This is a genomic window from Sphingomonas sp. Sphisp66 (assembly GCF_047324325.1).
Classification (GTDB): Bacteria; Pseudomonadota; Alphaproteobacteria; order Sphingomonadales; family Sphingomonadaceae; genus Sphingomonas.
On sequence record NZ_CP168508.1, the window covers coordinates 4,667,106 to 4,682,011 of the forward strand.

At 68.6% G+C, this 14,906-nt stretch carries 12 protein-coding genes; 7 read left to right on the forward strand and 5 right to left on the reverse strand.

What is annotated here, in order from left to right:
• The first annotated feature begins 91 nt into the window (after window positions 1-91).
• The 4 genes from ACEN8G_RS21525 to ACEN8G_RS21540 all read left to right on the forward strand — a co-directional run bounded on the left by ACEN8G_RS21525 (window position 92) and on the right by ACEN8G_RS21540 (window position 5,966).
• Complete coding sequence (locus ACEN8G_RS21525) at window positions 92-1,789, forward strand: M28 family metallopeptidase (RefSeq protein ID WP_413415700.1); 1,698 nt, start codon at window positions 92-94, stop codon at window positions 1,787-1,789.
• Entirely contained in the window at window positions 1,786-3,366 is a 1,581-nt protein-coding gene (locus tag ACEN8G_RS21530; protein ID WP_413415698.1) for a M20/M25/M40 family metallo-hydrolase, read from the forward strand. Before ACEN8G_RS21525 ends, ACEN8G_RS21530 begins: the two co-directional genes overlap by 4 nt.
• Entirely contained in the window at window positions 3,363-5,003 is a 1,641-nt protein-coding gene (locus ACEN8G_RS21535; RefSeq protein ID WP_413415697.1) for a M28 family metallopeptidase, read from the forward strand. The genes ACEN8G_RS21530 and ACEN8G_RS21535 overlap by 4 nt, the downstream gene beginning before the upstream one ends.
• Window positions 5,004-5,156: 153 nt before the next feature.
• The gene (locus ACEN8G_RS21540; RefSeq protein WP_413419195.1) at window positions 5,157-5,966 is read left to right on the forward strand and encodes an NAD(P)-dependent oxidoreductase; all 810 of its coding nucleotides are present in this window, start codon (window positions 5,157-5,159) and stop codon (window positions 5,964-5,966) included.
• Here the strand turns inward: ACEN8G_RS21540 and ACEN8G_RS21545 are convergent.
• Both ACEN8G_RS21545 and ACEN8G_RS21550 read right to left on the reverse strand, forming a co-directional pair.
• Window positions 5,876-6,793 (reverse strand): DMT family transporter, encoded by a 918-nt coding sequence (locus tag ACEN8G_RS21545; protein WP_413419193.1) that lies wholly within the window; start codon window positions 6,791-6,793, stop codon window positions 5,876-5,878. The genes ACEN8G_RS21540 and ACEN8G_RS21545 overlap by 91 nt on opposite strands.
• On the reverse strand, window positions 6,790-7,791 hold the full coding sequence (locus ACEN8G_RS21550) for a threonine aldolase family protein (RefSeq protein ID WP_413419191.1): 1,002 nt from the start codon (window positions 7,789-7,791) through the stop codon (window positions 6,790-6,792). The genes ACEN8G_RS21545 and ACEN8G_RS21550 overlap by 4 nt, the downstream gene beginning before the upstream one ends.
• Before the next feature lie 175 nt (window positions 7,792-7,966).
• On the opposite strand from ACEN8G_RS21550, the gene ACEN8G_RS21555 reads away from it, so the two are divergent.
• Window positions 7,967-8,788, forward strand: a complete 822-nt coding sequence (locus ACEN8G_RS21555; protein WP_413419189.1) for a hypothetical protein — start codon at window positions 7,967-7,969, stop codon at window positions 8,786-8,788.
• Window positions 8,789-8,959: 171 nt separating this feature from the next.
• Here ACEN8G_RS21555 and ACEN8G_RS21560 read toward each other — a convergent pair whose 3' ends face one another.
• The 3 genes from ACEN8G_RS21560 to ACEN8G_RS21570 all read right to left on the reverse strand — a co-directional run bounded on the left by ACEN8G_RS21560 (window position 8,960) and on the right by ACEN8G_RS21570 (window position 13,660).
• Entirely contained in the window at window positions 8,960-11,095 is a 2,136-nt protein-coding gene (locus ACEN8G_RS21560; protein WP_413740803.1) for a transglycosylase domain-containing protein, read from the reverse strand.
• A 276-nt stretch (window positions 11,096-11,371) separates the two neighbouring features.
• Window positions 11,372-12,958 carry a serine hydrolase gene (locus tag ACEN8G_RS21565; protein WP_413414126.1) on the reverse strand — a complete coding sequence of 529 codons (1,587 nt, stop codon included), beginning with the start codon at window positions 12,956-12,958 and terminating at the stop codon, window positions 11,372-11,374.
• A 135-nt stretch (window positions 12,959-13,093) separates the two neighbouring features.
• Window positions 13,094-13,660, reverse strand: coding sequence for an HNH endonuclease (locus ACEN8G_RS21570; RefSeq protein WP_184164112.1), 567 nt, complete (start codon window positions 13,658-13,660; stop codon window positions 13,094-13,096).
• 98 nt (window positions 13,661-13,758) lie between these two features.
• Here ACEN8G_RS21570 and gluQRS point away from each other — a divergent pair, with 98 nt between their 5' ends.
• Together gluQRS and ACEN8G_RS21580 are read left to right on the forward strand one after the other, a co-directional pair.
• Window positions 13,759-14,643 carry a tRNA glutamyl-Q(34) synthetase GluQRS gene (gene gluQRS / locus ACEN8G_RS21575; RefSeq protein WP_413740695.1) on the forward strand — a complete coding sequence of 295 codons (885 nt, stop codon included), beginning with the start codon at window positions 13,759-13,761 and terminating at the stop codon, window positions 14,641-14,643.
• Window positions 14,644-14,652: 9 nt separating this feature from the next.
• Window positions 14,653-14,886, forward strand: a complete 234-nt coding sequence (locus ACEN8G_RS21580; protein ID WP_307116469.1) for a twin transmembrane helix small protein — start codon at window positions 14,653-14,655, stop codon at window positions 14,884-14,886.
• The last annotated feature ends 20 nt before the right edge of the window (window positions 14,887-14,906 follow it).

Genomic DNA, 14,906 nt, shown 5'->3' on the forward strand with positions numbered 1-14,906 from the left:
CTCGCCACCTTGAAAATCTGCCGGCTTGCGCCTGCGCCAAGCCGTGCTACCGAAGCGATATACCGAGTTACCCCCGGAGAGGTTCCCCCACATGATCCGCACCACCACGCCGCTCGCCCTTGCGATGATGCTGGCCATGCCCGCATATGCCCAGACCGCCACGGCGCCGACTCCGGCCACCGCACCGGCGGCTCCCAGCGCGGCGGAGCGCAACGCCATCATCAATGCCGAGCTCCCCGCCGACCAGGCCGCGCTCAAGAGCCATGTGATGTTCCTGGCGTCGGACGCGCTCAAGGGCCGCGAGGCGGGCAGCAACGAGTTCAACATCGCCGCGCAATATGTCGCGTCGCAATTCTATGCGGCGGGGCTCAAGCCCGCGGGCGACAATGGCTCCTATCTACAGAACGTGCCGCTGATCAGCGCCAAGCTCGACGGCCCGGGCACCATGTCCTTCACCCGCAAGGGCGCCCAGCCGGTCGCGCTCGAATTCGGCAAGGACTTCGTCTCCTCGGCCAATCCCGAGACGCCCAGCTACACCATCACCGCGCCGGTGGTGTTCGTCGGCTATGGCATCACTGGCCAGGGCCGTGACGACTATAAGGGCGTCAATGTGAAGGGTAAGATCGTCGCCTATTTCGGCGGTGTGCCCGAGAGCTTCCCCGGCGAGGTCGCCGCGCACTTCTCCAATCCGGCGGCCAAGTCGGAGATCGCGGCGAAGCATGGCGCGGTCGCCACGATCACGCTCGAATCGCCGCGCACCGCCAAGCAGCGCCCGTTCAGCTTCTACGCCAATGCCGTGACCCGGGCGCGCTTCACCTGGGGCAATCCGAACGGCACCGGCCATATCGCAGCGCCGGGCACGCCCTCGGCCGGCACGGTCAGCCTGGTCGGCGCCGAGAAGCTGTTCGCCGGCGCCAAGCAGAAATGGGCCGACATCGCCAAGGCGGCCGAGGCCGACAACGCCGTGTTCAAGGCCGAGGCGCTGCCGGTTACCGTCACCGTCGCCGCCAAGACCGCGCTCACGCCCGTCCAGAGCTATAATGTCGCCGGCATGCTGCCGGGCAGCGACCCGACGCTCACCAAGGAAGTCGTCGTGCTTTCGGCGCATCTCGATCACATCGGCGTCGGCCGCCCGGACAAGACCGGCGACACGATCAACAATGGCGCGCTCGACGACGCAGTCGGCATCGCCTCGCTGATCGAGGAGGCCAAGCGTTTCAAGACGGCGGGCACCAAGCCGCGCCGCTCGGTGCTGTTCCTCGCGGTCACCGCCGAGGAGAAGGGACTGATCGGCTCGGACTATTTCGCCAACAATCCCACCGTGCCGCTGTCGAGCATCGTCGCCGACGTCAATCTCGACATGCCGATCATCACCTACAAGTTCCAGGACGTGGTGGTGTATGGCGCCAGCCACTCGACGCTCGGCCCGATCGTCGAGCGCGCCGGCAAGGCGATCGGCGTGCCGCTGTCGGACGATCCGCTGCCCGGCGAGAACATCTTCGTCCGCTCGGACCATTACAACTTCGTCCGCAAAGGCGTGCCCTCGGTCTTCCTGTGGCCGGGTGCCGGCGGCCCGGGCCGCGCGGCGATCGACGACTTCATGAAGAACCATTATCACCAGCCCTCGGACGAGGTCGGCCAGCTGCCGGCGATCGACTGGGAATCGGGCGTGCGCTTCGTCGACGTGAACTACCGGATCGCGCGCGAGATCGCCGATGGCGACCAGCGCCCGCTGTGGAACAAGGGTGATTTCTTCGGCCTCACCTATGAAGGGCCGGGCGCCAAGTGAGCATCAAGCGGCACCTGCTTCTCGCCGCGAGCGCGCTGCTCGCGGCGACTCCGGCCTTCGCCCAGGACCTGGGCAAGGACGCGGCGGCGCTCAAGGCGCATGTCCAGTTCCTCGCCTCGGATGCGATGAAGGGCCGCGACACGGGCAGCCCCGAGCTGACCATCGCCGAGCAATATGTCGCGGCGCAGATGCTCGCGGCGGGGCTCAAGCCCGCGGGCGCCAACGGCAGCTGGTTCCAGCCGGTGCCGCTGATCGACTACAAGCCCGCCGATCATGGCAGCCTGGTGCTCAAGCGGGGTGCGATCGAAACGCCGCTCGAATGGGGCAAGGACTATCTCACCCGCGCGGTGCCCTCGAACCCCAAGCTCAGCCTGTCGGCGCCGGTGGTCTTCGCCGGCTATGGCAGCGAAGGCGAATATAAGGGCCTGGACGTCAAGGGCGCGATCGTCGCGGTGGTGCGCGATGCGCCGCATGCCGGGCCGAGCGACGTGCGCGCGCATCTCGGCATCCCGGTCGTGCAGTCGCGCACCGCCGCGGCGCATGGCGCGATTGGCGTGATCCTGATCGAGGGTGTCTCGCGCCGCCAGGGCTATTCCTTCGCGCGCACCGTGCCCAATTGGCAGGGCGGCGCGATGCACTGGCAGGGCGCGCCCGATGGCACCGAAGCGCCGGCCTTCGCCTATCTGAGCTATGAAGGCGCGGCCAAGCTGTTCGCCGGCACGAAGATCAAATGGGACGCCGTGCTCGCCGCCGACAAGGGCGACAGGAAGCTGCCCACCGGCGCGCTCGGCGTGACCGCCGCGGGCACCTCCAACACCGACGTGCGCACGCTCACCGCCAACAATGTCGCCGGCGTGCTGCCGGGTACCGACAAGGCGGGCGAATATGTCGTGATCTCCGCCCATCTCGATCATGTCGGCGTCGGCGAGCCCGATGCGACGGGCGACAGGATCTACAACGGCGCGATGGACAATGCCGTCGGCACCGCCGCGATGCTCGAGGTCGCCCGGCGCTTCCAGGCCGCGGGCAAGGCGCCGCGCCGCTCGATCCTGTTCGTCGCGGTGACGGCGGAGGAGGCGGGGCTGGTCGGCTCCGAATATTTCGCCGCCAACCCGACGGTGCCCAAGGGAGCGATCGTCGCCGACGTCAATCTCGACATGCCGATCCTCACCTATGACTTCGTCGACCTGGTCGCCTATGGCGCCGATCGCAGCACTTTGGGCAGGATCGTCGAGGCGGCTGCGGCGGCCGAGGGCGTGAAGCTCGTCCCCGATCCCGCGCCCGAGGAAGCCTCGTTCGTCCGCTCGGATCATTACAGCTTCGTCAAGGCGGGCATTCCCTCGGTCTCGCTCGATCTGGGTCCGGGCGGCGCGGGTGCGGCGGCGACCAAGGAATTCCTCGACAAGCATTACCACCAGCCCTCGGACGAAGTCGGGCTGATCGACTGGAAGCAGGGGCTGCGCTTCGTCGGTCTCAACTATGCGATCGCCCGCGCCGTCGCCGATGCTGAGGACAAGCCGGTGTGGAACAAGGGCGACTTCTTCGGCACGCTCTACAAGGGGCCCATGTCACCGTGAACTTCCTCGACCGCTTCCTCCTTGCCGCCACGGCGTTGCTCGCCGCGCCGCTCGCCCAGGCGCAGACGGCTGCGTCTGCGGCACCGGCGCAGCTCCCGCCCGAGCAGGCGGCGCTGAAGAGCCATGTCCAGTTCCTCGCCTCCGATGCGATGCACGGGCGCGAGGCCGGGACGCGCGACTATGAGGTGGCGGCCGAATATGTCGCGGCGCAGATGCTCGCGATCGGGCTGCAGCCGGGCGTCGAGGGAAGCTGGTTCCAGCCGTTCAAGCTGGTCGCCTACAAGCCGGCGGAGAAGGCCAAGTGGAGCCTGGTGCGCGGCGGCAGCGAGATCCCGCTCCAGTTCGGCATCGATTTCGTCAACACGCCGGTGCCGGCGACGCCCGATTTCAAGGCCGAGGCCGGGATCGTCTTCGCCGGCTATGGCCTGGTCTATCCCGAGGGCAAGCGCGACGACTACAAGGGGCTCGACGTGCGCGGCAAGATCGTCGCGGTCCTGCCCGGCGTGCCCAAGGGACTGCCCGACGCGGTCGAGGCGCATTTCAGCGATGACGAGCAGAAGGCGGCGATCGCGCAGAAAAAGGGTGCGGTCGCGGTGATCGTGCTGGAATCGCTCGCCCAGCGCGAGCAGTTCCCGTTCGAAGCGATCGTGCCTTACTACGACTATGAGCGGACCAGCTGGGCGCGGCCCGACGGCACTGCCTTTGCCACCGCGCCGGGCGCCCCGCCGGTCGGCTATCTCGGCCCGGTCGGCGCCGAGAAGCTGTTCCAGGGCGCGAAGATCAAGTGGCAGGACGTGCTCGCCGCTCAGCGCAAGGACACGAAGGTGCCCACCGGCGCGCTGCCGGGCATCCTCAAGGTGGCGAGCAAGACGCGGCTGGTCACCAGGCCGACACGCAACGTGGTCGGGCTGATCCCCGGCAGCGATCCCACGCTCAAGGCGGAGTATGTCGTCCTCTCCGCGCATCTCGACCATGTCGGGGTGGGCGACGCGGTGAATGGCGACCGCATCTATAACGGCGCGATGGACAATGCGATCGGCGTCTCGACGATGCTCGAGGTCGCGCGCAAGTTCATCGCCTCGGGCGAGAAGCCGAAGCGCTCGATGCTGTTCATCGCGCTGGCGGCGGAGGAGAAGGGGCTGCTCGGCTCCGATTATTTCGCGCATTACCCGCCGGTGCCGAAGGACCGGCTGGTCGCCGACGTCAACATGGACATGCCGATCCTCACCTATCCGCTGGTCGATGTCGTGGCGCTGGGCGGCGAGCGCTCGAGCCTTGGCGCGGTGATCGAGGCGGCGGCGGCGAGCGAGGGGCTGAAGGTCGTGCCCGATCCGAGCCCCGAGGAGATGTTCTTCGTCCGCTCGGATCACTACAGCTTCGTCAAGGCGGGCGTGCCGGCGGTGTCGCTCGACACCGGCCCGGGCGGGGAGGGTGCCGAGGCGCAGAAGAAGTTCCTCGCCGAGAATTACCACAAGCCTTCTGACCAGATCGACCTGCCGTTCGACTGGAACTCGGCGGCGAAGTACATGCGGCTGAACTATGCCATCGCCCGCGCCCTCACCGACGCCCCCGAGCGCCCGCGCTGGAACAAGGGCGATTTCTTCGGGGTGCAGTTCGGGGGCTATGGGGCGGAGTGAGCGACCAGTTCCTCCCCCAGTTTGCTGGGGGAGGGGGACCGCCGGCGAAGCCGGTGGTGGAGGGGCGCCGCGCGGCGGTACCCGCGGCGCCCCTCCACCATCGCTGCGCGATGGTCCCCCTCCCCGAGACAAGCTCGGGGAGGATTTTAGCGGATGCGCCTGCTGATCTTCGGCCCGGGCTATACCGCAACCCGACTGATCGCCCGGCTTGCCGGCCAGGCCGACATCGCCACCGTCACCCGCGAGACCTTCGCCGATCGCGCGGCCGATATCGCCCGCGCCACCCACATCCTCTCCACGGTCCCGCCGGGCGAGGACGATCCCGTGCTCGCCGCCTATGGCCGGGACATCGCCACCTCGGGCGCCTGGATCGGCTATCTCTCCTCGACCGGAGTCTATGGCGATGTCGCCGGCGCCTGGGTCGACGAGGGCGCCCCCACCGGTACCGGCCGCCGTACCGCCCGGGCGCAGGCCGATGCCGCCTGGCTCGGGCTGGGTGCCCGGGTGTTCCGCCTGCCCGGCATCTACGGTCCCGGCCGCTCCCCGCTCGACCGCATCCGCGCCGGCGCCGCTGCCCGTATCGACGTGCCCGGCCAGGTGTTCAGCCGCGTCCATGTCGACGACATCGTCAGTGGGGTGATCGCCGGGTTCGACGGCCCGCCCGGCGCCTATAACCTGGCCGACGATCGTCCCGCGCCGCAGAGCGACGTCATCGCCTATGGCTGCGCGCTGCTCGGGCTGCCGGTTCCGCCGCTGGTGTCGCTGGAACAGGCCAACCTCGGCCCCCAGGCCCGCGCCTTTTATGCCGAGAACCGCCGCGTCGCGAATGGGAAGGTGAAGCGCGTGCTCGGCTGGCAGCCGCGCTACGCCGACTACCGGTTGGGCCTGCGCGCCTTGAGCGCCACGATCAGCCCGGCCACCACCAGCACCGCGCCGCCCGCCGCCAGCGCCGACCAGCGATAGCCCTCGAACAGCGTCGAGAAGACCATCGCGATCACCGGGATCAGCACGCTGGTATAGGCCGCCTTGGCCGGCCCTATCGTGCGGATCAGCCGGAAATAGATGCTGAAGGTCAGCGCCGATCCCAGCACGCCGAGATAGAGGATGCCCAGGCCATAGCTCGGCCGCGGATCGAACACCGGCGGACCGACCGTGGCGAGCGCGAACATGGCGTCGATTGCCGCGCCGCTCAGCATCGCCCAGCCGAGCGCGGTCGCCATCGGATAGGCCTTGGCGGTGCGGGTGGCCTGCATGACATTGGCGGTCGAGGCGGACAGCACACCCAGCAAGGCGATGCCGATGCCGAGCAGCGCCGCATGCGGCCCCACCGGGCTCAGCCGCGCCTCATGGACGAACAGCAAGGCTACGCCGGCCATCGCGATCGCCGATCCGATCACCAGCTGCCGCCCCATCTTCTGGCCGAGGAACAAGCGGGCAAGCACCGCATTGGGCACCAGCAGCAGCGCATAGACCACCGCCACCACGCCCGAGGTGATGTGCTGCTCGGCGCGGTAGACGAAGTTGAAATTGAACACGAACTGGGCGAGCCCGAGCAGCACCGCGAACCGCCAGCCGCGCGCGTCCATCCGTAACCCGTCGCCGCGCAGCAGCGCCCAGGCGAGCATCGTCACGCCCGCCACGGTGAAACGGTAGGTCACCGACCAGCTCGGCGGCACCACCGAAAGCTGGTCGCGGATCACGATCCAGGTCGATCCCCAGATCAACGTGACGATCGCGAAGGGGATCAGGACCGAAAGACGGGTGGATTGGGGCGAGGTGCCCTCGCTCACAGCGCCGCGATCGCGTCGGCGAGTGGCCGGATCGCGTCCTCGCTCTGGTCCCAGCTGATCACCAGCCGGGCCTCGCCGACGCCCCAGTCATAGAAGTCGAAGCCGAGGGCGCGCAGGCTCGCGGCTTCCTCGGCGCTGACCTTGAGGAACACTTCGTTCGCTTCGACCGGATGCACCAGCCGGTCGCCCGCCGCCCGGGCGAGCAAGGCCGCCCCGGCATTGGCCGCGCGGCCGTTCCTGAGCCACAGATCATCCTCGAGCAGCGCGAGGATCTGCGCCGCGAGATAGCGCCCCTTGGAGAAGAGCAGCCCCGCGCGCTTGCGGCGATAGAGCGTCGCGTCCGCCAGCTCGGGCTTGAAGAACACCAGCGCTTCGGCGCTCATCCCGCCATTCTTTACGAAGCCGAAGCTCAGCGCATCGACGCCCGCGCGCCAGGTCACGTCGCCGGGATGGCAGCCGAGATGCGCGACGGCATTGGCGAAGCGCGCCCCGTCCATGTGCAGCCCGAGCTTGCACGCCTTGGCGAGCGCCCCGATCGCCGCGACCTCGTCGGGCGTATAGGCCAGGCCGTACTCGGTCGCGTTGGTGATCGAGATGGCGTGCGGCTGGACCTGGTGGACGTCCGGCCGGATCGGATCGATCACCGCGTGGATCGCGTCCGGGGTCAGCTTCGAGCCGCTGCCTTCGCCGACCAGCAGCTTGGCGCCATGCGTGTAGAATTCGGGCGCGCCGCATTCGTCGACATTGATGTGCGCGTCGCGGTGGCAGACCACTCCGCCATAGGGCGGGCAGAGCGCGGCCAATGCCAGGCTGTTCGCCGCCGTGCCGGTCGGCACCCACAGCGCGCGTACCTGGGTCCCGAACAGGTCGGAGAACGCCCCGTCGAGCGACTGCGACCATCTGTCCCCGTCATAGGCCGTGTCGAGCTGGTTCACCTTGCTCAGCGCAGCGAACACTTCGGGGCAGACGGCGGCGGCGTTGTCGGAGAAGAAGCGCATGGCCGGTCCATGCGGAGGGTGCGGGGCGGCGTCAACACACAGAATCTCGCGGCCTCTTCGGGGCTGGCAACCACGGCCTTTCCGTGCAGTCGGACATTCGCGCGTTGGCGGCGCAGGGCTTTGGCGCCATACAGCCACGCCAGCTTATCATGGCGAAAAAGAAAGAGGGAAAACCATGCGCTTGTCCTGTCTCTTCGTACCGATCGCGCTGCTTGCCCCGGCGCTGGCGCATGCCGGCACCTGTGAGGAATCCTTCACCAAGGGTGGCAGCATCCTCAGCGGCCAGAAGTTCGCCGCCTCGGTGACGCTGCCCGGCCTGAAGCCTGCCAGCGCGATCGGCCAGATGCGCGGGATCGTCGTCGCCAAGGGCTATGACGTGCTGGCGGTCGAGCCCGAGGACGGCAGCATGCTGATCGAGCAGGCGCAGACCGGCAAGTCCCGCGCCTTTCCCCTCACCATCACCGCGACGGACGACGGCACCGTCCGGATGGAGGCGAAGCTGCGCGCCGGCATGTCGGCCGCGAGCGAGCCCGCCAAGGCGGAGATGTGTGGCATGCTGAACCAGCTCAAGACCGGCAAGGCCGGCACCGCGGCGGCCAGCGCCGGCATGACCGCGGCCGGCAACAAGGCGCCGCTCGAAATGGACGCGCTGTCGATCTCGCACCAGATCTCGAAGGACACCCAGCGCAACGCCGCCGCGATCCCGCTGCGCTACAAGGACAAGACCTTCATCGTCAGCGGCACGGTCAAGTCGATCGACAAGCTGGATGACGCCTATGTCGTCACCTACGACATCCCGGAGCCCTATAACGAGGCGATCCGGCTGCCCGGCACCGCGCCGTTCAAGACCGACATCTTCTGTCGGCTGGCGAAGGGCCAGTCGGTGTTCGCGCTGCAGCTCAAGCCCGGCAAGCGGATCAAGCTGTCGGGCGTCTATGCCAATTTCAATGCCAGTGCGCACGGCCTGCTGCTGGAGAATTGCCGCCCGGTAAAGTGATTGCGCGCCGGCGAGGCGTGGCGGCGTGAGGTTGCCGCGCCTCACCGGTTTGACACTGACCCAGTTGTTCCCCGGCGAAAGCCGGGGCCCAGGGTCACAGGCTGGACGGCAGAGAAACCCTGGGCCCCAGCTTTCGCCGGGGAACTGAAAGGGTTGAATGTCGATCCGAGCCTAGCGCTCCTCGCCCCGCCGGTCGTCCGGCCGGAAGCGATCCGCTGGCGGCGCGCTCGGGCCGCGGCCCGGGCGTCGCCGGTCGGTCGCCGCGCCCGGTTGTCCTTCCGCCGGCCGGGCGTCGATCGGCGCCTCGCCCTGCTCGTCGGGATCGACGCCCGGCGGCACCACCTGGGTCTCGATGCCCGAGCCCTGGATGAACTCGCCCACCCCGTTCAGCACATCGTCGAGCGTCACGTCATTGGCGTCGGGCTCCACCGTCGGCTCGGGCGGCGGGATGCGCAGGTCGAGCGCGCGGGTCATGAAGTCGCGCCACACCCGCGCCGGCAGGCCGCTGCCGGACAGGCCGGGATTGGGCGAATTGTCGTCATTGCCCAGCCACACCCCGCAGACGATCCCGCCCGCATAGCCGATGAACAGCGCGTCGCGATTGTCCTGCGTCGTGCCGGTCTTGCCATAGGTCGGGATCGGCAGGTTCGCCCCGCGCCCGGTGCCGTCCTCCACCACCGTGCCGAGCAGGCTCCTGAGATCGTCGAGCTGGCGCCCGTTATAGCGGGTCGGGCCGCCCAGACGCTTGGCCAGCCAGTCGCTCTCCGCCTCCTCGCCGCTCAACCCCTGCGGGCGCACCGGATAGGTGCCGTTGGCGACCGAGGCATAGGCGGCGGTCAGCTCGAGCAGCGAGACGGTCGAGGTGCCGAGCGCGATCGAGGCATCGTTGCCGATCGGCGTCGAGATGCCGAGGTCGCGCGCCGCCTGGGTCACCGCGCGCACGCCGAACTTCTGGGTCAGTCGCGCCGCGACGACGTTGGACGACTTGGCGAAGGCCTGGCGCAGCGTGATCTGCCCGGCATAGCTGCCGTGCGAATTCTCGGGCTTCCAGTCGCCGATCTGGACGGGGCTGTCGTCGACGATGCTGTCCGGCTCCATCCCGCCGCGCAGGGCCGCGAGATAGACGAACAGCTTGAAGGTCGATCCCGGCTGGCGCCGCGCCTGGGTGGCGCGGTTGAACGGGCTCTCGCCGTAGCTCTTGCCGCCGACCATCGCGATCACCCGGCCATCGGGATGCATCGCGACGATCGCGATCTGCGACTTGCGCAGCCCCGCGCCGCGCACCGCGCGCTCGGCCGCCTGCTGGGCGGCCAGCTCGAGCGTGGTCTGCACGGTCTGCTCGGTGCCGACGCCGCCGGCCCGGTCGCGCGCCTGGGGCAGCACCCAGTCGGCGAAATAGGTGCCGTTGGGCAGATCGTCCTCGGACTTGGTGACGTTGAGCACGGCGGGACGCACACTCTGCCCGCGCGCCTTGGTGAGCAGCCCGGCATCGACCATCGATGCGATCACCAGCTTCTGCCGCTCGCGCGCGCCCTTCAGATTGCCGGTCGGCGCCAGCCGCGACGGCGCCTGCACCAGCCCGGCGAGCAGGGTCGCCTGGCTCAAGGTCAGCCCCTCGGGCTCGACGCTGAAATAATGGCGCGCGGCGGCGCGCAAGCCGTAGACATTGTCGCCGAAATAGACGTTGGAGAGATAGCGCGAGAGGATCTCGTCCTTGCTCAGCCAGGCTTCCAGCCAGAAGGCGATCAGCACTTCCTGCGCCTTGCGCCCGAAGGTGCGCTGTGAGTTGAGGAAGGCGTTCTTGGCGAGCTGCTGGGTGATCGTGCTGCCGCCTTGCGATCCGCCGTCGCTCGTCACATTATGGACGAAGGCGCGCAGGATGCCGCGCGGATCGACGCCCCAATGGCTGTAGAAGCGCCGGTCCTCGATGCCGACGAAGGCGTTGCGGACATGTTCGGGCAGCTTGCTGGCGTCCACGGGGGCGGCGATCACCGCGCCGCGCCGCGCGATCGGCTTGCCCTCGGCGGAGAGCAGCGTGATCGAAGGCGGCGCCGGCGGCTGGAGCGATTTGGAGAGCGGCGCGGTCAGCGCCAGCCAGGCGACCGCGACGAAGAACAGCACGAGGAAGCCGGCGACGATCCAGCTCGCCCAGCGCAGCCAGTTCCGCTTCTTGAGCACCACCGGCAAATTGGTGGTGTAGCCGCCCGCCGGCAGCGGCTCGGCATAGGCCGGCTGGGCGGGCGGGGGAGGCGGTGGCGGTGATGCTGCCCGGCGCCACCGCGGGGCATAGTCGTCGGGCGCCGGCATGCCGCCCGACAGCTCGAGCGGTTCCTCGCGCGGCGGCCTGATCCGCTTGAGCGCGTCGCCCAGCCCCTCGCCGATCTTCTCGATCGACGGCGGGCGCCAGGCGCGCGGTTCGGGCTTCGGCGCCGGCGTGGGGCCCGGCGCGAAATCGTCGCCCGACCGGCGCAGCGGAAAGCGGACGTTCCTCGGATCGCTGCCGTCAGCCATCAGTCGGTGATTCTGCCGCTCGCATGCCGTCCTTTTAGCGCAGCATCTGTGTTACTACAATAATACAGTTGATTACGGCACCGGCACGAAGGCGAGATGCTGGTAATCATAGCTGAAATCGGCGAGCGGCGAGAGCGGCTTCATCGTCACCCCGACGACCTTGCCGCCCTTCACCTCGAAGGTCACGACTGCATCCTCGCCGGCATCCTTGGCGAAGCGGGTGCGGAAGCTGTCGGGACCCCAGGGTTCGAGCACGCTCTTGAACACCGGCGTGGGGGTGAAGTCGATCCACAGCTTGCCGCCCTTGGTGCTCACCACGACATTGCCGTACCAGGGATCGCGGTAGCGCCCGGCATAGCCTGCCAGCGGCAGCGACGGGCTGCCTGCCGGCGCCTTGTCGATCCCGCCCTCGACGCTGGCCAGCGCCTCGTCCTGCGCCGCCTTGCTGCGCGTGCGATAGCTCGCCACCCAGTCGAACGCCGGTGCGTCGATCAGCTTGTCGAGGATCGCGTTGCGGATCGCGGCGGAGACGCCTTCCTCGACATTGCTCAGCACCGACACGCCGATCCCGCGCGAAGGCAGCAGCCCGGTATAGGTCACCTGGCCCGACAGGCCGCCGCTGTGCTGGATCAGCCGGAGCCCGCGATAGTCCTGCACGAACCAGCCCAGCGCATAGGCGGCGAGCACCGGGCGCACCGGGTTCTCCGCGGTCGGGCCGTCGCTCGACGAGGTGATCGTCTGCGGCTTCCACATCTCGCGGGCCTGCTGGACCGACCAGAGCTGCTTGCCGTCGGGCAGCTTGCCCTGGGCGAGCTGCACCTGGATCCATTTGGCCATGTCGCTGATGCTGGCGTTGATCCCGCCTGCGGCGTCGACCATCTTGCCTTCGTCGGGCTGGACGACTTCCTGCTTGCCGATCCCGCGCACCGGCGGCCCGAGCCGCGCATGGCGCCCCGCGACATTGTCGGTGGTGAGCGAGGTGCGCGAGCCGACCGCGTCCGCCATGCCGAGCGGCGCGAAGATCCGCGTCTCGACGAACTTGTCCCAGGCCATGCCGCTGACGCGCTCGATCAGCAGCCCGGCGACGATGTAGAGGATGTTGTCGTAATCATAGCCGGCGCGGAAGCCGCGCGCGGGCTTCAGATAGGGCAGTGCCTTCAGCACATCGGCGGCGACATGCGTGCCGGCCGGGAAGAACATCAGGTCGCCGGCGCCCAAGGGGAGCCCCGAGCGATGCACCAGCAGGTCGCGCACCGTCATCATCTGCGTGACCGCGGGATCGGACATGCGGAACTCGGGGAGGTGCTTCACCACCGGGTCTTCCCAGCCGAGCTTGCCCGCATCGACGAGCAGCGCCAGCGCCGCGGCGGTGAAGGCCTTGGAGTGCGAGGCGATGCCGAAGCGGGTGTGCGCATCGACCGGCGCGGGCTTGCCCAGCGTGCGGACGCCATAGCCCTTGGTGAAGGCGGGCATGCCGGGACGGACGATCGCCACGGCGACGCCCGGCGTCTCGAACGCGGTGAGGAAGGGCTGGACGATCGCATCCACCGCCGCTTCGTCGAGCGCCGCCGCGAAGGCGAGCCGCGGGAACGCCAGCGCACTCGCGCCGCCCAGCGACAGGGCCAGCGCCGTGCGCCGGTCGATGGTGAAACCGCTCATATCCGTGACCTCCCCGCTTTTGCCGGGGATGCTAGCGCGCATCCCCCCTGCCGTCCCCCCCGCGCAGGCCGGGGCCCAGGGTTTCTCTGCCGGCGCGCTTGTTGCCCGAGATCCCGGCGTTCACCGGGATGACGATCAGGCCAGCAGCTCGACATCCCAGTAGAGCCAGTCGCGCCAGGTATCGTGGAGATAATTGGGGGGATAGCGCCGGCCATGCTCCTGGAGCTGCCAGCTGGTCGGCCGTATCGGCTGGAGATAGAGGGGCATCGCGGCCTGCTGGGGAGTGCGTCCGCCCTTTTTCAGGTTGCACGGCGCGCAGGCAGTGGCGACATTTTCCCAGGTGGTGCGCCCGCCCTGGGCGCGGGGAATGACATGGTCGAAGGTGAGGTCGCGGTGGCTGCCGCAATATTGGCAGGCGAACTTGTCGCGAAGGAACAGGTTGAAGCGGGTGAAGGCGGGAAACTGCGAAGGTCTCACATATTGTTTGAGCGCGATGACCGAAGGAAGCTTCAGCCTCGCGCTGGGACTTCGGACCTCGCGTTCGTAATAGGAGACGACGTCCACTCTATCGAGGAACAGCGCTTTGACCGCCGTCTGCCAGGGCCAGATGCTCAGCGGATAATAGCTCAGGGGCGTATAATCGGCATTGAGCACAAGGGCGGGGCAGCTGTCCGGATGGCGGATCAGATCGGGATGATACATGCGCTCCCTCGCCCGTTAGGTGGTGGCACGCATCTCGCCGAGAAGCGTGACGCGGTGATGACAGCATATGCCGCGACTCGCGGTCAAGGGCCGTTCTGATGGTTGTCCACACGAGATTCGCGCCCAGCCCCACCGGCCGCCTGCACCTAGGGCATGCGTGGTCGGCGATCCAGGCGCATGACTTCGCCCGGGTGGCCGGCGGGGCCTTCACCCTGCGCATCGAGGATATCGACGGCACTCGCTCGCGCCCCGAGCATGTCGCGGCGATATTGCGCGATCTCGAATGGCTCGGGCTCGAATGGGACGGGGAGGTGACCTTCCAGTCGCAGCGCCTCGGGCTCTACGAGGAAGCGCTCGACCGGCTGCGTGCCATGGGCCTGCTCTACCCCTGTTTCTGCACCCGCGCCGACATTGCCGCGAGCCTGACCGCCCCGCACGGGCCGGAGGGCGCGCTCTATCCGGGGACGTGCCGCGGGCTCGAAGCGCCGGACCTGGGCAAGCCGCATTGCTGGCGGCTGGATATGGGGCGTGCCCTTGCCACCCTCCAAACCCGTCATCCCCGCCTTCGCGGGGATGACGGCGAGGGTTTTCAGCTCTTCTGGCAGGACGAGATCGCCGGCCGCGTCCGCGCCGGCCCCGCCTCCGCCGGGGACGTCGTCCTAGCCCGCAAGGACGCCCCCGCCAGCTACCATCTCGCCGTCACTATCGACGACGCCGCGCAGGGCATCACCCATGTCGTGCGTGGGGTGGATTTGTTCGCCGCGACGCATGTCCACCGGCTGCTTCAGGCGCTGCTCGGCCTGCCCACGCCCGAGTACCGCCACCATCCGCTGCTGCTCGGCCCGGACGGCACCCGCCTCGCCAAGCGCCACGGCGCGCCGAGCCTCGAGGCGATGCGACTGGCTGGCGAGGATGGCCGCGCGCTGGCGGAGCGGTTGCGGGCAGGACAACTGCCGGTTGGCATCGCCGCCGCACAGGCGTAGGGTCGCCGCATGATCTTTCTGGCCTTCCTGCTGATCGCGGCGATGCTCGCCACTCTGTTCATCCTCATCAAGGGGCTGGTGAACATGGCGCAGACGACCAGCCAGGACCTGGAGAACACCGGCGACGGCCCCAGCCCGCGCGCGCTCAAGTCGCAGAAGCTGATGCAGCAGCGCATCCTGCTCCAGGCCGTGGCGATCGCGATCATCGCGATCATCCTGATGATGATGTCGGCCAAGGGCTGACGCACCGGGCCGCACGGCCC